This window comes from Caballeronia sp. LZ043, from assembly GCF_031451075.1.
GTDB lineage: Bacteria > Pseudomonadota > Gammaproteobacteria > Burkholderiales > Burkholderiaceae > Caballeronia.
Genome location: NZ_JARUXT010000001.1, coordinates 2,775,383 through 2,797,298, shown reverse-complemented (window position 1 = coordinate 2,797,298; position 21,916 = coordinate 2,775,383). Strand labels below are relative to the sequence as shown.

Genomic DNA, 21,916 nt, shown 5'->3' with positions numbered 1-21,916 from the left:
GGCAGCGGCAGGCGGCGAAAGATTTTTGACAATTTGGGTGGCTTTAACGATATGGCAGCTAGCGAAGGAACGCACGCTCTGGATCCGTCCGAGTACATTGCGCACCACTTGCAGAATCTTTCCACGCATACGCAGACGTCGATCTTCGACATCCACGTCTGGAATCTCGACACGCTGTTCTGGTCGATCGTATGCGGTCTCCTCACCATCGTCATTCTCGGCCTCGCGGCGCGCAAGGCGACCTCCGGCGTTCCGGGCCGTTTCCAGTGCGCCATCGAGATGCTGGTCGAGATGGTCGAAGACCAGTCGAAGTCGATGATCCACGGCAGCCGCCGCTTCATCGCTCCGCTCGCGCTGACCGTGTTCGTCTGGGTCGCCCTGATGAACTCCCTCGACTTCATCCCCGTTGACCTGCCGGGCCGTCTGATCGGCTGGCTCGGTCTCGAGCATGTCCTGCCGCACCATCGCATCGTGCCGACCGCCGACCTCAACGGCACCCTCGGCATCGCGCTCGGCGTGTTCGTGCTGATGATCTACTACAACTTCAAGATCAAGGGCGCGGGCGGCTTCGTTCACGAACTGCTGTCGGCTCCGTTCGGCGCGCATCCGCTGCTGTGGATTCCGAACCTCGCGCTGAACATCATCGAGTTCGTCGCCAAGACGGTTTCGCTCGGCATGCGGCTGTTCGGCAACATGTACGCCGGCGAACTGCTGTTCCTGCTGATCGCCCTTCTGGGCAGCATGTGGTCGTTCGGCGCGGATCTGTCGTTGCTCGGCTTTATCGGCCACGTGGTCGCGGGCACCGTCTGGGCGATCTTCCACATTCTGATCGTGCTGTTGCAGGCGTTCATTTTCATGATGCTGACGCTGGTGTATATCGGCCAGGCGCATGACTCGCACTAAAGCAGCCGCACGTTCCGGAAGTTTTCAGGTTTAGGTTTCACAAGTTTCAATTTTTATAAATCCAGTTCCAAAGTCTTTAATCAAAGGAGTGATCATGCAAGCTTTCATCGCCAACATCCAGGGTCTGACCGCCATCGGTATCGGCATCATCATCGGCCTGGGTGCAATCGGCGCCTGTATCGGTATCGGCCTGATGGGCGGCAAGTACATTGAAGCGTGCGCCCGCCAGCCGGAACTGATGAACCCGCTGCAGACCAAGATGTTCCTGCTGGCTGGTCTGATCGACGCGGCGTTCCTGATCGGCGTTGGTGTGGCAATGCTGTTTGCGTTCGCGAACCCGCTGCTCTCGAAGCTCGCAGGCTGAGGTTCCTCGGAAGTGTGCGTCTGACTCTTTCAAGACGCCAGAACGGAACGGGTGAGGCGCTGATCGAGCTCAACAAGCCGATGAGCGCCTTTTAACCGTATTCCCTCCGATCAAGCAACGTTTAAGGAAACACCGTGAATCTCAACGCAACCCTGTTTGCGCAAATGGTCGTGTTTCTGATCCTCGCGTGGTTCACGATGAAGTTCGTGTGGCCGCCGTTGATCAACGCCCTCGACGAGCGCTCGAAGAAGATTGCCGACGGCCTCGCCGCCGCCGACAAGGGCAAAGCGGAACTCGAAGCAGCGCACAAGCGCGTCGACCAGGAACTCGCGCAAGCACGCAACGACGGCCAGCAGCGCATTGCTGACGCCGAGAAGCGTGCTGCCGCCGTCGCAGAAGAAATCAAGGCGAATGCCCAGGCCGAAGCCGCGCGCATCGTCGCTCAAGCCAAGGCTGACGCCGACCAGCAGATCGTGAAGGCACGCGAGACGCTGCGTGCGGAAGTGGCTGCGCTGGCCGTCAAGGGCGCCGAGCAGATCCTGAAGCGCGAAGTCGACCAGAACGCTCACGCCGCTCTGCTGAATCAACTCAAAACCGAGCTCTGATCATGGCCGAACTTGCAACCATCGCTCGTCCTTACGCAGAAGCGCTGTTCCGCGTGGCCGAAACCGGCGATCTCGCGGGCTGGTCCACCTTCGTCGAGGAGCTGGCACAGGTTGCGCGTCTGCCCGAAGTGGAATCGGTCGCGTCGAGCCCGAAGGTGAATCGTCAGCAAATCATCGATCTGCTGCTCGCCGCGGTGAAGTCGCCGCTCGCTCAAGGCAACGCTCAAGCAAAGAATTTCGTCGGCATGCTGGTCGAGAATCATCGCCTGCCGCTGCTGCCGGAAATCGCTGTCCAGTTCGACGAACTGAAGAACGCCCGCGAAGGTGCGGCCGACGCGCTGATCGTGAGCGCGTTCCCCCTCGAAGGCGAACAATTGAACGACCTCGTCGCCAGTCTCGAACGCAAGTTTCAGCGCAAGCTGAAGCCGGTTGTCACGGTGGATCAGTCGCTGATCGGCGGCGTTCGCGTGACGGTCGGCGACGAAGTGCTCGATACCTCGGTCCGCGCGCGCCTCGCCCGCATGCAGACGGCTCTGACCGCTTAATTTGCGAATTAATGCGGCCAACCGTGTCTCTAGCGGGCACGCAACAGAATTGACTATCAGGAGCGAATAATGCAACTCAATCCCTCTGAGATCAGCGAGCTGATCAAGAGCCGGATCCAGGGCCTTGAAGCGAGCGCGGATGTTCGCAACCAGGGCACCGTGATCTCCGTGACCGACGGTATCGTGCGCATCCACGGCCTGTCGGACGTGATGCAGGGCGAAATGCTCGAATTCCCGGGCAACACTTTCGGCCTCGCGCTGAACCTCGAACGTGACTCCGTCGGCGCCGTTATTCTCGGCGAGTACGAGCACATCTCGGAAGGCGACATCGTCAAGACGACGGGCCGCATTCTCGAAGTGCCGGTCGGTCCGGAACTGATCGGCCGCGTGGTCGATGCGCTGGGCAACCCCATCGACGGCAAGGGTCCGATCAACGCAAAGAAGACCGATGCCATCGAAAAGATCGCGCCGGGCGTGATCTGGCGCAAGTCGGTGTCGCAGCCGGTGCAGACGGGCCTGAAGTCGATCGACGCCATGGTGCCGATCGGCCGCGGCCAGCGCGAGCTGATCATCGGCGACCGTCAGTGCGGCAAGACCGCGGTGGCCGTCGACGCGATCATCAACCAGAAGGGCAAGGACCTGTTCTGTATCTACGTCGCGATCGGCCAGAAGGCTTCGTCGATCATGAACGTGGTGCGCAAGCTCGAAGAAACCGGCGCGATGGCATACACCATCGTCGTGGCGGCTTCGGCTTCGGAATCGGCCGCGATGCAATACCTCGCGCCGTACGCCGGCTGCACGATGGGCGAATACTTCCGCGACCGCGGCCAGGACGCGCTGATCGTCTATGACGACTTGACCAAGCAAGCGTGGGCGTATCGCCAGATCTCGCTGCTGCTGCGCCGCCCGCCGGGCCGCGAAGCATATCCGGGTGACGTGTTCTATCTGCACTCGCGTCTGCTCGAGCGTGCGGCCCGCGTCTCGGAAGAGTACGTCGAGAAGTTCACCAACGGCGAAGTGAAGGGCAAGAGCGGTTCGCTGACGGCGCTGCCGGTCATCGAAACGCAAGCCGGCGACGTCACCGCGTTCGTTCCGACGAACGTGATCTCGATTACCGACGGCCAGATCTTCCTGGAAACCGACCTGTTCAACGCCGGTATCCGCCCCGCCATCAACGCGGGCGTGTCGGTGTCGCGCGTCGGCGGTGCGGCTCAGACGAAGGTCGTGAAGAAGCTGTCGGGCGGTATCCGTACCGACCTGGCGCAGTATCGTGAACTGGCTGCGTTCGCGCAGTTCGCATCGGACCTCGACGAAGCCACCCGCAAGCAGCTGGAGCGCGGCCGCCGCGTGACGGAACTGCTGAAGCAGCCGCAGTATCAGCCGCTGCAAGTGTGGGAACTGGCTGTGTCGCTGTTCGCGGCGAACAATGGCTACCTGGACGACCTGGAAGTTTCGCAAGTGCTGCCGTTTGAAAAGGGCATGCGCGAATTCCTGAAGACCAGCCACGGCGATCTGATCAAGCGCATCGAAGACAACAAGGACTTGGCGAAGGACGACGAAGGCGCACTGCATGCCGCGCTGAAGGACTTCAAGAAGTCGGGCGCTTATTGATCGGGATAGAGAGGCAACGCGCGATGTTCAACAACATCGCGCGGCTTCGATCCGCGTTGCATGGGGCCCGAGTAAGCGCTAAAGCGCCAACTCGGGCCGACAAGGAGTAAGCAATGGCTGGAATGAAGGAAATTCGCGGCAAGATCAAGAGCGTGCAGAACACGCGCAAGATCACCAAAGCGATGGAAATGGTCGCCGCATCGAAGATGCGCCGCGCCCAGGAGCGCATGCGTTCCGCCCGTCCGTATGCCGACAAGGTCCGCGCAATCGCCTCGCACATGAGCAAGGCCAACCCCGAGTATCGCCACCCGTTCATGGTGGAGAACAAGGGCGCGAAGACCGCCGGCCTGATCCTCGTCACCACCGACAAGGGTCTGTGCGGCGGCATGAATACGAACGTGCTGCGTGCGTCGCTGAACAAGATCAAGGAACTCGATCAGAGCGGCGTGAAGATCGAAGCATCGGCGATCGGCGGCAAGGGTCTGGGCTTCCTGAACCGGCTGAAGGCGCAGGTCGTGTCGCAAGTCACGCAACTGGGCGACACGCCGCATCTGGAAAAGCTGATCGGCGCGATCAAGGTGCAGCTCGACTTGTATTCGGAAGGCAAGATCAACGCGGTGTACCTGGCGTACACGCGCTTCGTCAACACGATGAAGCAGGAAGCGGTGATCGAGCAACTGCTGCCGTTGTCGGTGGATGACCTCCACGCGAAGGATGAAGACGGCGAAACGCCGAAGACTTCGTGGGACTACATCTACGAACCGGACGCGCAGACCGTGGTGGACGAGCTGCTCGTGCGCTACGTCGAGGCGCTGGTTTATCAGGCTGTCGCGGAAAACATGGCGTCTGAGCAATCCGCGCGCATGGTCGCGATGAAGGCCGCGTCGGACAACGCGAAGACCGTGATCAACGAACTGCAGCTCGTCTACAACAAGAGCCGCCAGGCCGCGATTACGAAAGAATTGTCGGAAATCGTCGGCGGCGCCGCAGCGGTCTGACGGCCGCGTGAAAGAACACAGTATCTAAAGGAAATGCGATGAGTACCACTGCTTTGGTAGAAGGCAAGATCGTACAGTGCATCGGCGCCGTTATCGACGTGGAGTTTCCGCGTGCAGAGATGCCGAAGATCTACGACGCGCTCATTCTGGAAGGCACCGAACTGACGCTCGAAGTCCAGCAGCAGCTGGGCGACGGCGTGGTTCGCACCATCTGTCTGGGTGCTTCCGACGGTTTGCGCCGCGGCACGATGGTCAAGAACACGGGCAAGCCGATCAGCGTGCCGGTCGGCAAGCCGACGCTGGGCCGCATCATGGACGTGCTCGGCCGTCCGATCGACGAAGCCGGTCCGATCACCGCGGAAACCACGCGTTCGATCCACCAGAAGGCGCCGGCGTTCGACGAACTGTCGCCGTCCACGGAACTGCTCGAAACCGGCATCAAGGTTATTGACCTGATCTGCCCGTTCGCGAAGGGCGGCAAGGTCGGTCTGTTCGGCGGTGCAGGCGTGGGCAAGACCGTGAACATGATGGAACTCATCAACAACATCGCGAAGGAACACGGCGGTTATTCCGTGTTCGCCGGTGTGGGTGAGCGTACCCGTGAAGGGAACGACTTCTATCACGAAATGAAGGACTCGAACGTTCTCGACAAGGTCGCGCTGGTGTACGGCCAGATGAACGAGCCGCCGGGCAACCGTCTGCGCGTCGCGCTGACCGGTCTGACGATGGCCGAGCACTTCCGTGACGAAGGCCTGGACGTGCTGTTCTTCGTCGACAACATCTACCGTTTCACGCTGGCAGGCACGGAAGTGTCGGCACTGCTCGGCCGTATGCCTTCGGCAGTGGGCTATCAGCCGACGCTGGCTGAAGAAATGGGCAAGCTGCAAGAGCGCATTACGTCGACCAAGACCGGCTCGATTACGTCGGTTCAGGCCGTGTACGTCCCTGCGGATGACTTGACCGACCCGTCGCCGGCTACGACCTTCGGCCACCTGGACGCAACCGTCGTGTTGTCGCGTGACATCGCTTCGCTGGGTATCTACCCGGCCGTGGACCCGCTCGATTCGACCTCGCGTCAGATCGACCCGAACGTGATCGGCGAAGAGCACTACACGATCACGCGCGGCGTGCAGCAGACGCTGCAGCGCTACAAGGAACTGCGCGACATCATCGCGATTCTGGGCATGGACGAACTGTCGCCGGAAGACAAGCTGTCGGTCGCGCGCGCGCGCAAGATCCAGCGTTTCCTGTCGCAGCCGTTCCACGTCGCTGAAGTGTTCACGGGCTCGCCGGGCAAGTACGTGCCGCTGAAGGAAACCATCCGCGGCTTCAAGATGATCGTGGAAGGCGAATGCGATCATCTGCCGGAGCAGGCGTTCTACATGGTCGGCACGATCGACGAAGCCTTCGAAAAGGCCAAGAAGATCCAGTAAAGGTCGGGTTATTTCAGGCGGACGCCACTGCCTTGCAGCGGCGTCCACGAAATACACTGACCGACACAGGAGTCGACACATATGGCAACCATCAAGGTAGACGTCGTCAGCGCGGAAGAGCAGATCTTCTCGGGCCAGGCGAAGTTCGTCGCGCTGCCGGGCGAAGCAGGTGAACTCGGCATTCTGCCGGGCCACACGCCGCTCATCACGCGCATTCGTCCGGGCGCGGTGCGCATCGAGGCGGAAGACGGTTCGGAAGAGTTCGTGTTCGTTGCCGGCGGGATTCTCGAAATCCAGCCGGGCATCGTGACCGTGCTCGCCGATACCGCCATTCGCGGCGCCGATCTCGACGAAGCGAAGGCAGAGCAAGCGAAGAAGCGTGCCGAAGAAGCGATGCAGGACAACAAGTCCGAGCTCGAATACGCCACGGCGCAAGCCGAACTGGCGTACGCGACGGCGCAGCTCGCAGCAATCCAGCGTCTGCGCAAGGTTCACGCAAGGCACTGACACGCAGCACGCTTTACGCGTGTTCAGCGTTGAGAAAGCAGCCTTCGGGCTGCTTTTTTTTTGCTTGATGTGAGAAGCGGATTGGGCCTTTTCTGCATATCGGATGTGCAGCCTCTGACGCGCCGCTCCGTAGACCCTTGATTCTTCGACTTTCTCGTTCAAGGCGCGCGGAATGTTCGCGCGGCATTGCGGGGAAACACTCAATGCCCGCCGGCAAGATCGCCATGCACAATGGCTTTCATCGGCCCTTACAGCGGCCAGCCACATACGCCGGCACAGGGCGGCGAAATCCAGGCGGAGAGTGATCGATGGCGATTGAACAGACGCAGGCGGGTGCGCAGGTCGAACCGCGCGACGGCGTGTCCTACGTACGCGGTGCAACCGATATCCCCTTGAGCGAAGCAACCGTATCGCGCTTCCTTCTCGACACCGTTCGCCGTTTTCCGGATCGCCCCGCGGTGGTGTTTCGCGAGCAGGGCATCCGCTGGACGTGGCGTCAGTTCGCCGACGAGGTCGATGCGCTCGCAAGCGGCCTGCTGGCGCTGGGGATCCAGGCGGGCGATCGCGTGGGAATCTGGTCGCCGAACCGGGCCGAATGGCTGTTGACCCAGTTCGCCACGGCGCGCATGGGCGCCGTGCTGGTGAACATCAATCCGGCGTATCGGCTGGCCGAGCTCGAATATGCGTTGAACAAGGTCAGCTGCAAGGCCATCATCGCCGCCGAGCAGTTCAAGACGTCGAAGTACCTGGAGATGCTCGAGTCGCTCGCGCCTGAACTCGCCCACGCCGAGCCCAACGCGCTGCGCGCCCAAAAGCTGCCCGAGTTGCGCGCGGTGATTCGCATGGGCGAGGCGAGCCGTCCCGGCATGCTCAACTTCGCCGACGTGATGCGCCGGGGCCGCGAACAACGCGACAGTGCAAAGCTGGACGCGCTGGAAGCGGTGTTCAATCCGGACGAACCGATCAATATCCAGTTCACGAGCGGCACGACCGGCAACCCGAAGGGGGCGACGCTTACGCATCGCAACATCGTCAACAACGCGCGCTACATCGCCATGGCGATGCGGCTCACCGAGCAGGACTCGCTGTGCGTTCCAGTGCCGCTGTACCACTGCTTCGGCATGGTGCTGGCGGTGCTCGCGTGCGTATCGACGGGCTGTGCGATGGTCTTCCCCGGCGAGGCCTTCGACCCGGGCGCAACGCTCGCCGCCGTCCACGAAGAGCGATGCACGGCGCTGCACGGTGTGCCGACCATGTTCATCGCCGAACTGGATCACCCGGATTTCAGCAAGTTCGATCTCAGCCGCCTGCGCACCGGGATCATGGCCGGCTCGCCGTGTCCGATCGAGACCATGAAGCGGGTCGTGTCGAAGATGCATTTGAGCGAGATCACCATCGCTTACGGCATGACGGAGACGAGCCCGGTGTCGTTCCAGAGTTCGACCACCGATCCGCTCGACAAGCGCACGACGACCGTCGGACGGGTCCAGCCGCATCTCGAAGTGAAGATCGTCGATCCGCTGGGCGAGATCGTGCCGGTTGGCGAGACGGGGGAACTCTGCACGCGCGGCTACTCGGTCATGAAAGGCTACTGGGGCGACGAGGCGAAGACGCGCGAAACCGTGGTCGACGGCTGGATGCATACCGGCGACCTCGCCACGCTCGACGCCGAGGGCTATTGCAACATCGTCGGCCGGCTGAAGGACATGTTGATCCGCGGCGGCGAGAACATCTATCCGCGCGAGATCGAAGAATTCCTGTTCCGCCATCCGAAGGTGCAGTCGGTCCAGGTCTTCGGTGTCCCGGACCAGAAGTATGGCGAGGAAGTGTGCGCGTGGATCGTCGTGCGCCCGGGCGAGCAAATGAGCGAGGACGAAGTGCGGGACTTCTGCGCGGGCCAGATCGCGCATTACAAGGTGCCGCGTTACATTCGTTTCGTCGACGACCTGCCGATGACGGTAACCGGGAAGGTGCAAAAATTCGTCATGCGCGCCCGCATGATCGACGAGCTGAAGCTTTCGGAGAGCCGGACAGCCTGACGACGCGGATGATTCAGCCAAAACGAAGAAGGGAGCGCAGTGCGCTCCCTTCTGTCATGGGACGAAACGTTGGCGCTGCCGAAGCTCTTCAAAGCTCCCGAACGGCGCAAACGTTTGTTCAGGCAAAAAAAAAGCGGGCCTGGAGCCCGCTAAAAACCACACGCTACGGGGTTAGCGCGAGGAGACCAAAGGTGAGATGTTTCGAGCAAGAGACTCGAAAAACGATCCCAGCAAAGATGCCCCAAAAGTGAGCTTCGGCGATTGCCGACCATTGGAAACGCGGAGTTTTTGACTCGCACGCCCAATACATCCGTGTTGAAACCGTTTGAACAGATTGTGGGCGAATTGAATCCGCGTCGCCGTAACAAAGTGTTTCAGGTTGTAACCCCCGTCCTGTAAGGCTTTCAGGAAATTTTCTCGCGCAAACTGTGGGTTTCGCGTGGATATATTGCCTGAACATCGAAACGTTCACTTCATCGGATTGTTCGAATGAAAAAATGCCGACTTAAGGACTAGTGCGATTATTCTAATCGTCCGAGAAAATAGAACACGTGGACGCATGTAAACGGAGCGCAAAACCCGAAATGCGGGCGTCCTTTCCAAAAAACGCACCATGGAGACAAGCATGACCATCGATGCAGCCCTGCTCCGTTACTACCAGCAAGTCGCCCAGGCCTTTCCGCTTCCCGCGCTGGACGACGATGCGCGAGCAGTGCGAGACCGGTTCAGCAAAATCGCCCGCGCCTACGCAGGCCCGAGCGATGCCGATGTCACGACCGAGGACATCGAGATCCCGCTCGAAGGCCGCTCCGTCAACGCGCGCATATACAAACCCGCCGGCACCACCGGCCCTTTGCCGCTCCTCGTGTATTTCCATGGCGGCGGCTGGGTGGTCGGCGATCTGGAAACGCACCACGGCCTTGTCGCGCGGCTTGCACGGGACGCCCAATGCGCGGTGGCGAGCGTCGACTACCGGCTGGCGCCCGAGTTTCCCTTCCCTGCGCCCTGTGCCGACGCACTCGACGCGCTGATCTGGCTCGCCGAGCACCGATCCCGGCTCGGCTTCGCGACTGACCGCCTGGCCGTGGGCGGCGACAGCGCCGGCGCCCATCTGGCGGTGGTCGCGGCGCGCGGGGCGAACCACCAGGTGGCCGGCATCGTCGACTTGCAGGTGCTGCTCTATCCGGTCATGCGGCAGCAGTTCGACAGCCCGAGCTGCGTGGCCAACGCGAATGGTCCAGGCCTCACCAACGAAGAGATGAGGTGGTACTGGGCCCGGTTCTTCGCGGCCGGCGTGCCGGATTCCGACGACGCCCGCGCCTTCCCGCTCGCTGAACCGTGCGAGCGCGCGCCGGCTCCCGCGCTGATTGTCGCGGCGGCCTATGACCCGCTCTACGACGACGCCTACGCCCTGAAAAGCTTTCTCGAAGCCAACGGCGGCCGCGCCGAAATGATCGACGCGCGCGACATGACGCACGGATTCGCCCGCCTGCATGCGCATTCCGAGGCGGCGCTCGCCTGGCTGCGCAAGATCGGCGTGCGCACCGGCGAGCTGCTGCGGGCAGGGCGCTGAGCCCTTACTTCAGCCACTTGTCATACACCGCCTGATACTCGCCCGACGCGCGGGCGAGATGCAGCCACTGGTCGACGTACTGCTGGAACACCACGTCGCCGCGCGGCAGCAGATACGCCTTCTCGCCGAACTGAAACGGCTTGTCCGGATGCACCGAGCACAAGCCGGGGTTGAGCTTCTGCTGGAGCAGCGTCTCGGAGGCGTCCGTGACCATGACGTCCGCTTTGCCGTCGAGGATCTGCTTGAAGATGGTCACGTTGTCCGGATATTCGATCAGCTGCGAGTGCGGGAAATACTGCTTGGCAAAGCGTTCGTTCGTGCCGCCGGGATTGACGATGGTGCGCACGCCCGGCTGGTCGATCTGCGCGACCGTCTGATACTTGTCCACATCGTCGCAGCGGACGATGGGCGTCTTGCCGTCTTCCATATACGGCGCGGTGAAGAACGCGCGCTTCTGCCGTTCCAGAGTGGTCGAAACGCCGCCCACGGCGATGTCGCACTGTGCGATGAAGTCGTTCATCAGGTTTGACCACGACGTCTTCACGTATTCCACCTTCGCGCCGAGCGACTTCGCGAGGCTCTCTGCCAGATCGATGTCGATGCCTTCGAACTGGCCGTCCGGCCGCAGGAACGAATACGGCTTGTAGTCCCCGGTGGTGCAGACGCGCAGCGTGTGGCGCGCGAGAATGCTGTCGAGGCGTGTGGCCGGCGCGCTGGCGACAGGCGCAGACGCCGGAGCCGGCGGTGCGCCTGAGACGGCGCCCGCCTGAACGGTCTGGGCATGCGCGGCGCCCGCGAATGCGGACGACAGCACGACGCTGCAAAAGGCTGCGGCAAGACGGACAGACGTGCGTTTCATTGATTCTCCCGGTTGTCTTTGTTTCTGGTGGGTTGTAACGGGCGATGACCGTCCAGCGATCATAACGAGCCTTTCGACGGCCCGACAGTCGGCCGAACGGCATAGGCCGGCGCCGTGTGAGACTCTCCGAATCGTCCGGATCCGTCAACGGCAACGCTCGGGCGGTCCGGTAGAATGAATGATTCTCCGCCTTCAGCACTGAGCACCGAGCGACGTGGCACACACACTTCTGAACGACACCTTCCTGCGCGCGCTGCTGCGCCAGCCCACCGACTACACGCCGATCTGGCTGATGCGTCAGGCAGGCCGCTACCTGCCCGAGTACAACGCCACGCGGACGCGCGCCGGCAGTTTCCTGGGGCTCGCGAAGAACCCGGATTACGCAACCGAAGTCACGCTCCAGCCGCTCGAACGCTTTCCGCTGGACGCCGCCATCCTCTTTTCCGACATCCTGACCGTGCCTGACGCCATGGGCCTCGGGCTGAATTTCGTGCAGGGCGAGGGTCCGCGCTTCGAGCGGACCGTGCGCACGGAAGACGACGTGAAGCGCCTCGCGGTGCCGGACATCGACAGCACTTTGCGCTACGTCACCGACGCCGTCAGCCAGATCCGGCGCGCGCTCACTGATTCGCAGGGTCGCCAGAAAGTGCCGCTGATCGGCTTCTCGGGCAGTCCGTGGACGCTTGCGTGTTACATGGTGGAAGGCGGCGGTTCGGACGACCACCGTACGGTCAAGTCGCTGGCTTATGCCAGGCCGGACCTGATGCACCGCATCCTCGACATCAACGCGCAGGCAGTGGTCGCATACCTGAATGCGCAGATCGAAGCGGGCGCGCAAGCCGTGATGATCTTCGACACGTGGGGCGGAGCGCTTGCGGACGGCGCCTACCAGCGCTTCTCGCTCGATTACATCGCGAAGATCGTCGCGGGGCTGAAGCGCGAGCACGACGGCGCGCGGGTCCCGGTCATCACCTTCACGAAGGGCGGCGGCCTGTGGCTGGAGGAGATCGCGGCGACGGGTGTCGATGCCGTCGGGCTCGACTGGACCATGAACCTCGGCCGGGCGCGGGAGAAAGTGGGCGCGCGCGTCGCGCTGCAGGGAAACATCGATCCGAACGTGCTGTTTGCGCCGCCCGCCGCGATCCGCATGGAAGCACGCGCCGTGCTCGACAGTTTCGGCAACCATCCGGGCCACGTTTTCAACCTGGGCCACGGCATTTCGCAATTCACGCCGCCGGAGCATGTCGCGGAACTGGTCGACGAGGTGCATCGGCATAGCCGCGCCATTCGGGCTGGACAAGGCTCGCGGTAATCAGCGTCGCCGAGCCGCTGCGTCCGAAAGCCCGTGTTACGAACGCATGTTGCGCTGCAATGTCACGATCGCGGCTGGAATCGTCAGCGGGTGTAGCTTTTTGTCGCAATCGCCCGTCTCACGCGGAGTCCGGCGATGTCAAGACTGAACTTATACACATTTCGTTCGCTGCGGCGCGCCATCAGACCTATGGCCTGAAAGAGCTGATGCGGCATCTCTATATGTGCTTTAAGTCCATGAATGATAAGAGTTTTAATCGGCATGACCCGAAATGTGGGCTAGCGCACATAAGGGTTTCGTGACGGGCTTTGCGGCATGCCCGCCAGCACTTCTCAACAAAGTTATCCACAAGGCTGTGGAAAGCATCGGAAATCCAAAACTAATCTGCGGTTTACCAACGATTCTGATGTTTTACTTTAACTTCAGCCGGGCAATCCATGCTTCTGTCCCACGCCCACCGGGCCGGAGCTGTGGATAATGGCCGACCTTTTCGTGCGCGTCGCCGTGGACCAGCCCATGCCGGTGCTGTTCGACTATCGCTATGCGCTGGCCGAGGCTCCGGTTGAAGGATCGCTGGTGCTCGTGCCGTTCGGCCGGCGCGAAGTGGTGGGACTGATCTGCAAGATCGCGTCCACGACCGATGTCCCCGCCGGCAAGCTGCGCAGCGTAAGCGCGATCTGCGTGTCTTGCCCGCCGCTGTCGGAGTCGTGGATCGCGCTCGCGGAGTTCGCGGCCGACTACTATCAGCGTGGTCTTGGAGAAGTCGCGCTGCCGGCGCTGCCGCAGGCGCTGCGTGACGCGTCGAGGTGGAATCGCCTGTTTGCCATCGAAGCGCGTTACCGCTTGCTGGCCGAGGGACGCGACGCCCTGCCCGATGCCTTGCCCGCCCGCGCCAGCGCGCTGCGACGTCTGGCGCAGACGCTCGCCGAACAGCCTGTTCTCGGCCTCGGTGACGCCCGCGCCCTGCACCCCAAGGCGGGCGCGACGCTCGAAGAGTGGTTGGGACGCGGCTGGATCGAGCAAGTGAATGAGGGCGCCCCGGCGTCGCCACCTCAAGCCACGCCGACGGGCAACGCCCCCCTTCCGGTGCTGACCGACGAACAACGCACAGCCGTCGACGCCATCTCGGCCGCACAAGGTTTCGCCCCGTTCCTGCTGCACGGCGTAACGGGAAGCGGCAAGACCGAGGTGTATCTGCAGGCGCTGGCGCAGTTGTTCGCCGCACGCCCCTACGCACAGGCGCTCGTCCTGGTGCCCGAAATCAATCTGACGCCGCAGTTCGAGGCCGCCTTTCGCGCGCGTTTCGCGGGCCTCGCGGATGGAGCCATCGTCACGATGCACAGCGGTCTCGCAGAAGGCGAGCGCGCGCGCAACTGGCTGGCCGCGCACACGGGGCACGCGCGCATCGTGCTGGGCACGCGTCTCGCCATCCTGGCGTCGATGCCGAATCTGGCGATGATCGTCGTCGACGAAGAGCACGACCCCGCCTACAAGCAGCAGGAAGGCTTGCGCTATTCGGCGCGCGATCTCGCCATCTATCGCGCCAAGCAGCTCGACATCGCCGTCGTGCTGGGCTCAGCGACGCCGTCGCTCGAAACCTGGTGGCAGACGGAGCAGGGCCGCTACACGCGCCTGACGCTTACACGGCGGGCCGTCGCCGAGGCCGTGCTGCCGGGCATCCGCCTCATCGATCTGGAAGAAGAGCGGCGCCGCGGCCGCGCCTCGGTCGACGGGCTCTCGGGGCCGTTGATCGCCGCATTGAAGACACGTGTCGAGCGCGGCGAACAGAGTCTCGTGTTCCTGAACCGGCGTGGCTATGCGCCGATCCTGTCATGCGACGCCTGCGGCTGGGTCGCGGGCTGCCCGCGTTGCAGCGCCTATGCCGTGCTCCACAAGCCGGAGCGGGCGCTGCGCTGTCACCACTGCGGCTGGGAGTCGCGCATTCCGAAGTCGTGTCCGGATTGCGGCAACATCGACATCGCGCCGATGGGCCGCGGCACGCAGCGCGTCGAGGAGACGCTCGCGAGCGTGGTGCCGGGCGCGCGCGTGCTGCGCATCGATGCCGACAGCACGCGCCGCAAGGGCAGCGCACAGGCGCTGTTCTCCGATGTCCACGCCGGGGAAGTCGACATTCTGGTCGGCACGCAGATGATCGCGAAGGGGCACGACTTCCGTCGCGTGACGCTCGTCGGCGTGCTCAATGCCGACCTGGCGCTGTTCTCACACGACTTCCGCGCCAGCGAACGCCTCTTTGCCCAGCTGACGCAGGTGAGCGGCCGGGCGGGACGCGCCGGCCTGCCCGGCGAAGTGATGATCCAGACGCGCTATGCGCGCCATGCGCTCTACCAGGCGTTGACGCGCCAGGACTATGCGGGATTTGCCAACTCGACGCTGGCCGAACGGCGCGACGCGCACCTTCCGCCGTTCGTCTATCAGGCGATGCTGCGTGCCGAGGGACGCACGCTCGAAGCGGCGCTGGCCTTTCTGGAGCAGGCAGCCGCCGGCTTCGCGCCGCTGCCGGGCGCCGAGCGCGTGACGGTGTACGACGCCGTGCCGCTGACCATCGTGAAAGTGTTCAACGTGCACCGCGCGCAATTGCTGCTGGAAAGCAACTCACGCGCGGCGCTGCAAGCCTCGCTGCGCGCGTGGCAGCCGGTGCTGCGTTCGCTGAAGGGTGTGTTGCGCTGGAATGTGGAAGTCGATCCACAGGACGTCTGATGCTGACGCGAGAGCGGCAGGCAAAGTCATGCCGCTTCGAAGACTCAGGACTTTGCGCGGGAAACGTCGTTGCGTGCGGGTCGGCCTTCCTCCTGAGCGTCTTCCGAACGGAAGACCTGTGGCGATGCGCCCCGCACGAACAGCACGACACAGACTGCGAACATTACCCAAACGCTGGCTACCACCATCCAAGTGCTCATGCTCGTAACTCTCCCCGAGGTCGCGGATCATTGACCGCGTATGCCGCGCCGTGGGCGGCGCATTGTGTTTATATCGGCGTTGTCGCAGGCATTACTTAGGGTTTGTCCCAAAATTTCCTTGCTTCAGGGAAAGTACCGAGCAAACCAGTTGCCCTCGGTCCGAGAACATTCCCCGCAACCCCTTGACCCATAAGGGTTATAAGCAGGGTGCAACCCATTTCTGAAATGGTTGCACCTTTTATATCAGCGGAGTACGATTCGCCCACTTTTTAGTCTTTCGCCGGGCCCCACCACCGGCAAACGAAGGAACCATGGCGAGCACAACCTTAGGCGTCAAAGTCGATGATCTGCTGCGTTCCCGGCTGAAGGATGCCGCGACGCGTCTCGAGCGCACCCCTCACTGGCTGATCAAGCAGGCGATCTTCGCCTACCTCGAGCGCATCGAGCACGGCCAGTTGCCGCCCGAACTGTCGGGCGCGAACGGCGGCTCGGAACTGGCTGACGCCGCGCCCGTCCACAGCGACGAAGATGGCGCGCCGCATCCCTTCCTCGACTTTGCCCAGAACGTGCAGCCGCAATCGGTGCTGCGCGCGGCGATCACCGCCGCGTATCGCCGGCCCGAGCCGGAGTGCGTGCCGTTCCTCATCGGCCAGGCGCGCCTGCCGGCGAACGTCTCCGCCGATACCGAAAAACTCGCGACCAAGCTCGTCGAAGCCTTGCGCGCGAAGAGTTCGGGCGGCGGTGTCGAAGGGCTGATCCACGAGTTTTCGTTGTCGAGCCAGGAAGGCGTGGCGCTGATGTGCCTCGCGGAAGCGCTGCTGCGCATTCCCGACCGCGCCACGCGCGACGCGCTGATCCGCGACAAGATCAGCAAGGGCGACTGGAAATCGCACATGGGCCAGGCGCCGTCGCTGTTCGTGAACGCCGCCACGTGGGGCCTCATGATCACCGGCAAGCTGGTGACCACGAACAGCGAAGCAGGTTTGTCGTCCGCGCTGACGCGCCTGATCGGCCGGGGCGGCGAGCCGCTGATCCGCAAGGGCGTCGACATGGCGATGCGCCTGATGGGCGAGCAGTTCGTCACCGGCGAGACCATTTCCGAGGCGCTGGCGAACAGCCGCAAGTTCGAGGCGCGCGGTTTCCGCTACTCGTACGACATGCTCGGCGAAGCCGCGACGACCGAGGAGGACGCGCTGCGCTACTACGCGTCCTACGAGCAGGCCATTCATGCGATCGGCAAGGCGGCCGGCGGGCGCGGCATCTACGAAGGCCCGGGCATCTCGATCAAGCTCTCCGCGCTGCACCCGCGCTACTCGCGCGCCCAGCAGGAACGCACGATGAACGAGCTGCTGCCGCGCGTGCGTTCGCTGGCGCAACTCGCGCGCCGCTATGACATCGGTCTGAATATCGACGCCGAAGAAGCGGACCGCCTCGAACTCTCGCTGGATCTGCTCGAAGCGCTGTGTTTCGATCCGGAACTCGCGGGCTGGAATGGCATCGGCTTCGTGGTGCAGGGTTATCAGAAGCGCTGCCCGTTCGTGATCGACTATCTGGTCGACCTGGCCCGCCGCAGCCGCCATCGCCTGATGATCCGCCTCGTGAAGGGCGCCTACTGGGACACGGAAATCAAGCGGGCCCAAGTGGACGGCCTCGAAGGCTATCCGGTCTACACGCGCAAGATCTACACGGACATCTCGTATCTCGCGTGCGCGAAGAAGCTGCTGGCCGCGCCCGACGCGGTCTATCCGCAATTCGCGACGCACAACGCATTCACGCTGTCGGCGATCTATCACCTCGCGGGCCAGAACTACTATCCCGGCCAGTACGAGTTCCAGTGCCTGCATGGCATGGGCGAGCCGCTTTATGAGGAAGTCACCGGCCGCGACAAGCTGAACCGTCCGTGCCGCGTATATGCGCCGGTCGGCACGCATGAAACGCTGCTCGCGTATCTCGTGCGGCGCCTGCTCGAAAACGGCGCGAACACGTCGTTCGTGAACCGCATCGCCGACGAATCGATTCCGGTGAAGGACCTCGTCCAGGATCCGATCGACGAAGCGCAGAAACTCGTGCCGCTCGGCGCGCCGCACGCGAAGATTCCGCTGCCGCGCCATCTCTACGGCGACGAGCGGCCCAATTCTATGGGCCTCGATCTGTCGAACGAGCATCGTCTGGCGTCGCTGTCGTCGGCGCTGCTGGCGAGCGCGAATCATCCGTGGCGCGCGCAGCCGATGCTCGAAGGCGCATCGGCCGACGATGCCGCGAGCAACGGCGTCGCCCGCGACGTGCGCAATCCGTCGGATCTGCGCGATCTCGTCGGCACGGTGGTCGAGGCGTCGCCGGAACAGGTGAGCGCGGCCATCGCCAATGCTGTCGCCACCGCGCCGATCTGGCAGGCGACGCCGGTCGAAGACCGCGCGGATTGCCTGACCCGCGCCGCCGACCTGCTCGAAGCGCAGATGCATACGCTGATGGGCCTCATCATCCGCGAGGCAGGCAAGTCGCTGCCGAACGCGATTGCCGAGATTCGCGAAGCCGTCGATTTCCTGCGCTACTACGCCGCGCAGATCCGTGGCGAGTTTTCGAACGATACGCATCGTCCGCTCGGTCCGGTCGTGTGTATCAGCCCGTGGAACTTCCCGCTCGCGATCTTCATGGGCCAGGTCGCCGCCGCGCTCGCGGCCGGCAATCCGGTGCTCGCGAAGCCGGCGGAACAGACGCCGCTCATCGCCGCGCAGGCCGTGCGCATCCTGCGCGAGGCCGGCGTGCCGGCGGGCGCGGTGCAACTGCTGCCGGGCAATGGCGAAACGGTGGGCGCGGCGCTGGTCGCCGATCCGCGCACCCGCGCCGTGATGTTCACCGGCTCGACCGAAGTCGCGCGCCTCATCAACAAGACGCTCTCCGAGCGCCTCGATCCGGACGGCCGCCCGATTCCGCTGATCGCCGAGACCGGCGGCCAGAACGCGATGATCGTCGATTCGTCCGCGCTCGCGGAGCAGGTGGTGGCGGACGTGCTGCAATCGTCGTTCGACTCGGCCGGCCAGCGCTGTTCGGCGCTGCGCGTGCTGTGCCTGCAGGACGACGTCGCCGACCGCACGCTCGAGATGCTCACCGGCGCGATGAATCAACTGGCGGTGGGCAATCCGGACCGGCTTTCGGCGGACGTGGGCCCGGTCATCGATACGGACGCGAAGCGCGGCATCGACGCGCACGTCGACGCGATGCGCGAGAAAGGCCGCAACGTCGTGCAACTGCCGATGCCGGACCACTGCGCGCAAGGCACCTTCGTGCCGCCGACGCTGATCGAACTGGAGAACATCGACGAACTGAAGCGCGAAGTGTTCGGCCCGGTGCTCCATGTGGTTCGCTACCGCCGATCGAACCTTGATAAACTCCTCGACCAAATTCGCGCGACCGGCTATGGCCTGACGCTCGGCATCCATACGCGCATCGACGAAACCATCGCGCACGTCATTTCGCGGGCGCACGTGGGCAACATCTACGTGAACCGCAATGTGATCGGCGCCGTGGTCGGCGTGCAGCCGTTCGGCGGCGAAGGTCTGTCGGGAACGGGTCCGAAGGCGGGTGGCGCGCTGTATCTGCAACGCCTCCTGGCCAAGCGCCCGAGCGGTTTGCCGAAGTCGCTGGAAAGCGCGCTGACCGTCGATCCGGCCGCGACGAAGGACACGCCGGCCGCGGCGCTCACCGCGTTGCGCGACTGGGCGATCGGCGAGCGCGATCCGCACACGGCCGCGCGTTGCGACGGCTATCTGCAGCATGTGATGGCGGGCGCGACGGCGGTGCTGACCGGCCCGACGGGCGAGCGCAATACCTATACGCTCGGCGCGCGCGGCACGGTGCTGTGCGTGGCGGCGACGCAAAGCGGCGCGCGCGCGCAGTTCGCGGCGGTGCTCGCGACGGGCAACCGCGCGTTGTTCGGCGGATCGGCGGGTGAGCAACTGGCGGCGTCGCTGCCGGCGGCGCTCAAGCCGTATGCACAGGTTCGCAAGGCGGCCGAGGACTTCGACGCCGTGCTGTTCGAAGGCGACAGCGATGAACTGCTGTCGCTGGTGAAGGAAGTCGCGAAGCGTCCGGGACCGATCGTATCGGTGCAGGGCGTGGCTGCGGGAGCGTTCGCCGACGCAGGCCACGACGGCGAAGACTATGCGCTCGAACGTCTGCTGACGGAACGCTCGGTGAGCGTGAACACGGCGGCGGCAGGCGGCAATGCCAATTTGATGACGATCGGCTGAGTTACCCCTCGGACGTTCGGATCAGGAACATTCAAACAAGCGGCAGCAGGCACGGCGATCCCGGCACGCGCTGCCATCCACACTGGAACCAGGAGAAGCTATGAAGCACACGATAACCAAGCTGGCAGCAGCCATGACGCTCGCCGGCCTGTTCGCGGGGACGGCAGTCGCGCAGACGTCGGAAGACGTGAAGGTCGGTTACGCCGGCCCGCTGACGGGCGCGCAGGCGCACTACGGCAAGGACATGCAGAACGGCATCACGCTCGCGGTGGAAGACTTCAACGCGACGAAGCCGGTGATCGGCGGCAAGCCGGTTCGCATCGTGCTGGAATCGGCCGATGACCAGGCTGACCCGCGCACCGGCACGACGGTCGCGCAGCAGCTCGTGGATGGCGGCATCAAGGGCATGCTGGGGCACTTCAACTCGGGCACGACGATCCCGGCTTCGCGCATCTACGCGAACGCGGGCATTCCCGAGATCGCCATGGCCACGGCGCCGGAATACACGACGCAGGGTTTCAAGACGGCGTTCCGCATGATGACCTCGGACACGCAGCAGGGCTCGGTCGCGGGTGAGTTCGCGGTGAAGAACCTGAAGGTCAAAAAGATTGCGATCGTCGATGACCGCACGGCCTATGGCCAGGGTCTTGCCGACCAGTTCGAGAAGGCGGCGAAGGCGGCGGGCGGCACGATCGTCGACCGTGAATTCACGAACGACAAGGCCGTCGACTTCAAGGCGATCCTGACCAAGATCAAGTCGATGAATCCGGACCTCGTGTACTACGGCGGCGCGGATTCGCAAGCCGCTCCGATGGTCAAGCAGATGAAGACGCTCGGCCTGCGCGCACCGCTGATGGCGGGCGAAATGGTCAAGACCGACACGTTCCTCAAGATCGCGGGCAACTCGGCCGACGGCACGGTGGCCTCGCTCGCCGGCCTGCCGATGAACGAAATGCCGGGCGGCCCGGCCTACGAAGCGAAGTACAAGAAGCGCTTCAACGAAGACGTGCAGACCTACTCGCCGTACGCCTACGACGGCGCCATGGCCATGTTCACCGCCATGAAGGCGGCCAACTCGACGGATCCGGCCAAGTACCTGCCGTTCCTCGCGAAGACCGACATGCAGGGCGTGACGGCGAAGCATCTGGAATACGACACGAAGGGCGATCTGAAGAACGGCGGCATCACGCTGTACAAGGTCGTCGGCGGCAAGTGGACGACGCTGCAGAGCGTGGGCGGCAAGTAAGCACGCCAGCTCTCGCGGTTGATGTTTCGGGTGAAGGCCCCGTGACTCCGGTCACGGGGCTTTTTCCTTTTCGGGACCGCGCATGTTGCCCGTCAGCATCGCCCCGACGAGATTTTTCCTGCGTCCACACACTCATCAGCACAGCCGCAAGGACATGCACGCAGACGCACACTTCCACCGCGACCGCGAGCCAGCTGTGGATCTCCTGCCGCCAGTCTTCGCCCCAGAAGGCATCGAGCCGCATGATCCAGCCGGATAGCGCGAGCGCGAGAATCAGGCACCACAGCGTGCCCGATGAAGCCCCACACGATGCGCGCGGCAACCAGACCCGCCGCGCCATACCCGAGCAGCCGGTGAGTGGAATCGGTCGGACCGAACAGGTTCCAGAGGACGATGCCCGCAACGACCCAGTGCGTGAGCCGCACCCAGAGGTCCCAGACTCTCGTGGGCCGGGTCACGGGCGGAGACATGACGCTTGTTCCACTTCCGATTTCACGACCGCGAGCGTCTTCGTGTCGTCATAGATCTCGACCTTCTTGCCGTTCTTGTCGTGGCCGTAGATCTCGTAGCAGTTGCCATCGACCTTGAACTTGCGGATCTTGCAGCCTTCGGCCTCGAGCCTGGCCTTCGCGTCGCACTCCTTCATCTATTTGCTTTTCGGATGCGCCGTGCAATCCGCCTTCGCGAACGCCGCACCCGACATTCCCATCGCCAGCGACAACGCCAGAATCTTCAGCATGACTTACTCCCGGT

At 63.5% G+C, this 21,916-nt stretch carries 15 protein-coding genes and 2 pseudogenes; 14 read left to right on the top strand and 3 right to left on the bottom strand.

Annotated elements, in window-relative coordinates; all coding sequences use genetic code 11:
- Window positions 1–51 precede the first annotated feature (51 nt).
- From atpB to QCE64_RS12760, 10 genes are all read left to right on the top strand, one after another.
- On the top strand, window positions 52–903 hold the full coding sequence (gene atpB / locus QCE64_RS12805) for a F0F1 ATP synthase subunit A (protein WP_309810900.1): 852 nt from the start codon (window positions 52–54) through the stop codon (window positions 901–903).
- Between the two features lie 94 nt (window positions 904–997).
- A complete protein-coding gene (gene atpE, locus QCE64_RS12800) occupies window positions 998–1,267 on the top strand; it encodes a F0F1 ATP synthase subunit C (protein WP_007180033.1) in 270 nt (89 codons plus the stop codon).
- Window positions 1,268–1,401: 134 nt separating this feature from the next.
- Window positions 1,402–1,872 (top strand): F0F1 ATP synthase subunit B, encoded by a 471-nt coding sequence (locus tag QCE64_RS12795; RefSeq protein WP_309810898.1) that lies wholly within the window; start codon window positions 1,402–1,404, stop codon window positions 1,870–1,872.
- 2 nt (window positions 1,873–1,874) lie between these two features.
- Complete coding sequence (locus QCE64_RS12790) at window positions 1,875–2,417, top strand: F0F1 ATP synthase subunit delta (protein ID WP_309810895.1); 543 nt, start codon at window positions 1,875–1,877, stop codon at window positions 2,415–2,417.
- A 69-nt stretch (window positions 2,418–2,486) separates the two neighbouring features.
- The gene (gene atpA / locus QCE64_RS12785; protein ID WP_309931337.1) at window positions 2,487–4,028 is read left to right on the top strand and encodes a F0F1 ATP synthase subunit alpha; all 1,542 of its coding nucleotides are present in this window, start codon (window positions 2,487–2,489) and stop codon (window positions 4,026–4,028) included.
- Window positions 4,029–4,141: 113 nt separating this feature from the next.
- Window positions 4,142–5,026, top strand: a complete 885-nt coding sequence (gene atpG, locus QCE64_RS12780; RefSeq protein WP_309919235.1) for a F0F1 ATP synthase subunit gamma — start codon at window positions 4,142–4,144, stop codon at window positions 5,024–5,026.
- A 38-nt stretch (window positions 5,027–5,064) separates the two neighbouring features.
- On the top strand, window positions 5,065–6,459 hold the full coding sequence (gene atpD / locus QCE64_RS12775) for a F0F1 ATP synthase subunit beta (RefSeq protein ID WP_309919232.1): 1,395 nt from the start codon (window positions 5,065–5,067) through the stop codon (window positions 6,457–6,459).
- 81 nt (window positions 6,460–6,540) lie between these two features.
- Window positions 6,541–6,966: a F0F1 ATP synthase subunit epsilon gene (locus QCE64_RS12770; protein ID WP_309919230.1), complete on the top strand. Its 426-nt coding sequence runs from the start codon at window positions 6,541–6,543 to the stop codon at window positions 6,964–6,966.
- 308 nt (window positions 6,967–7,274) lie between these two features.
- Entirely contained in the window at window positions 7,275–9,005 is a 1,731-nt protein-coding gene (locus QCE64_RS12765) for an AMP-binding protein (protein WP_309931335.1), read from the top strand.
- 625 nt (window positions 9,006–9,630) lie between these two features.
- A complete protein-coding gene (locus QCE64_RS12760; RefSeq protein WP_309931334.1) occupies window positions 9,631–10,578 on the top strand; it encodes an alpha/beta hydrolase in 948 nt (315 codons plus the stop codon).
- A gap of 4 nt (window positions 10,579–10,582) precedes the next feature.
- Here QCE64_RS12760 and QCE64_RS12755 read toward each other — a convergent pair whose 3' ends face one another.
- Window positions 10,583–11,437 carry a transporter substrate-binding domain-containing protein gene (locus QCE64_RS12755; RefSeq protein WP_309919221.1) on the bottom strand — a complete coding sequence of 285 codons (855 nt, stop codon included), beginning with the start codon at window positions 11,435–11,437 and terminating at the stop codon, window positions 10,583–10,585.
- A 214-nt stretch (window positions 11,438–11,651) separates the two neighbouring features.
- Between QCE64_RS12755 and hemE the strand changes: the two genes are divergently transcribed.
- The 4 genes from hemE (at window position 11,652) to QCE64_RS12735 (ending at window position 21,163) form a co-directional block, all read left to right on the top strand.
- The gene (gene hemE / locus QCE64_RS12750) at window positions 11,652–12,749 is read left to right on the top strand and encodes a uroporphyrinogen decarboxylase (protein ID WP_309919219.1); all 1,098 of its coding nucleotides are present in this window, start codon (window positions 11,652–11,654) and stop codon (window positions 12,747–12,749) included.
- 477 nt (window positions 12,750–13,226) lie between these two features.
- Window positions 13,227–15,467 carry a primosomal protein N' gene (locus QCE64_RS12745; protein WP_310004014.1) on the top strand — a complete coding sequence of 747 codons (2,241 nt, stop codon included), beginning with the start codon at window positions 13,227–13,229 and terminating at the stop codon, window positions 15,465–15,467.
- A 511-nt stretch (window positions 15,468–15,978) separates the two neighbouring features.
- Window positions 15,979–19,917 (top strand): trifunctional transcriptional regulator/proline dehydrogenase/L-glutamate gamma-semialdehyde dehydrogenase, encoded by a 3,939-nt coding sequence (gene putA, locus QCE64_RS12740; protein ID WP_310004012.1) that lies wholly within the window; start codon window positions 15,979–15,981, stop codon window positions 19,915–19,917.
- Window positions 19,918–20,017: 100 nt separating this feature from the next.
- A complete protein-coding gene (locus tag QCE64_RS12735; protein WP_310004009.1) occupies window positions 20,018–21,163 on the top strand; it encodes a branched-chain amino acid ABC transporter substrate-binding protein in 1,146 nt (381 codons plus the stop codon).
- Between the two features lie 51 nt (window positions 21,164–21,214).
- Here the strand turns inward: QCE64_RS12735 and QCE64_RS12730 are convergent.
- Together QCE64_RS12730 and QCE64_RS12725 are read right to left on the bottom strand one after the other, a co-directional pair.
- Window positions 21,215–21,633: pseudogene (locus QCE64_RS12730) on the bottom strand (cytochrome b/b6 domain-containing protein).
- A pseudogene (locus tag QCE64_RS12725) lies at window positions 21,618–21,902 on the bottom strand (PepSY domain-containing protein). The pseudogenes QCE64_RS12730 and QCE64_RS12725 overlap by 16 nt, the downstream one beginning before the upstream one ends.
- Between the last annotated feature and the right edge of the window lie 14 nt (window positions 21,903–21,916).

Coding starts and splice junctions, on each gene's coding strand:
- atpB (WP_309810900.1), top strand. CDS start 52: ATGGCAGCTAGCGAAGGAACGCACGCTCTGGATCCGTCCGAGTACATT.
- atpE (WP_007180033.1), top strand. CDS start 998: ATGCAAGCTTTCATCGCCAACATCCAGGGTCTGACCGCCATCGGTATC.
- QCE64_RS12790 (WP_309810895.1), top strand. CDS start 1,875: ATGGCCGAACTTGCAACCATCGCTCGTCCTTACGCAGAAGCGCTGTTC.
- atpA (WP_309931337.1), top strand. CDS start 2,487: ATGCAACTCAATCCCTCTGAGATCAGCGAGCTGATCAAGAGCCGGATC.
- atpG (WP_309919235.1), top strand. CDS start 4,142: ATGGCTGGAATGAAGGAAATTCGCGGCAAGATCAAGAGCGTGCAGAAC.
- atpD (WP_309919232.1), top strand. CDS start 5,065: ATGAGTACCACTGCTTTGGTAGAAGGCAAGATCGTACAGTGCATCGGC.
- QCE64_RS12770 (WP_309919230.1), top strand. CDS start 6,541: ATGGCAACCATCAAGGTAGACGTCGTCAGCGCGGAAGAGCAGATCTTC.
- QCE64_RS12765 (WP_309931335.1), top strand. CDS start 7,275: ATGGCGATTGAACAGACGCAGGCGGGTGCGCAGGTCGAACCGCGCGAC.
- QCE64_RS12760 (WP_309931334.1), top strand. CDS start 9,631: ATGACCATCGATGCAGCCCTGCTCCGTTACTACCAGCAAGTCGCCCAG.
- QCE64_RS12755 (WP_309919221.1), bottom strand. CDS start 11,437: ATGAAACGCACGTCTGTCCGTCTTGCCGCAGCCTTTTGCAGCGTCGTG.
- QCE64_RS12745 (WP_310004014.1), top strand. CDS start 13,227: ATGGCCGACCTTTTCGTGCGCGTCGCCGTGGACCAGCCCATGCCGGTG.
- putA (WP_310004012.1), top strand. CDS start 15,979: ATGGCGAGCACAACCTTAGGCGTCAAAGTCGATGATCTGCTGCGTTCC.
- QCE64_RS12735 (WP_310004009.1), top strand. CDS start 20,018: ATGAAGCACACGATAACCAAGCTGGCAGCAGCCATGACGCTCGCCGGC.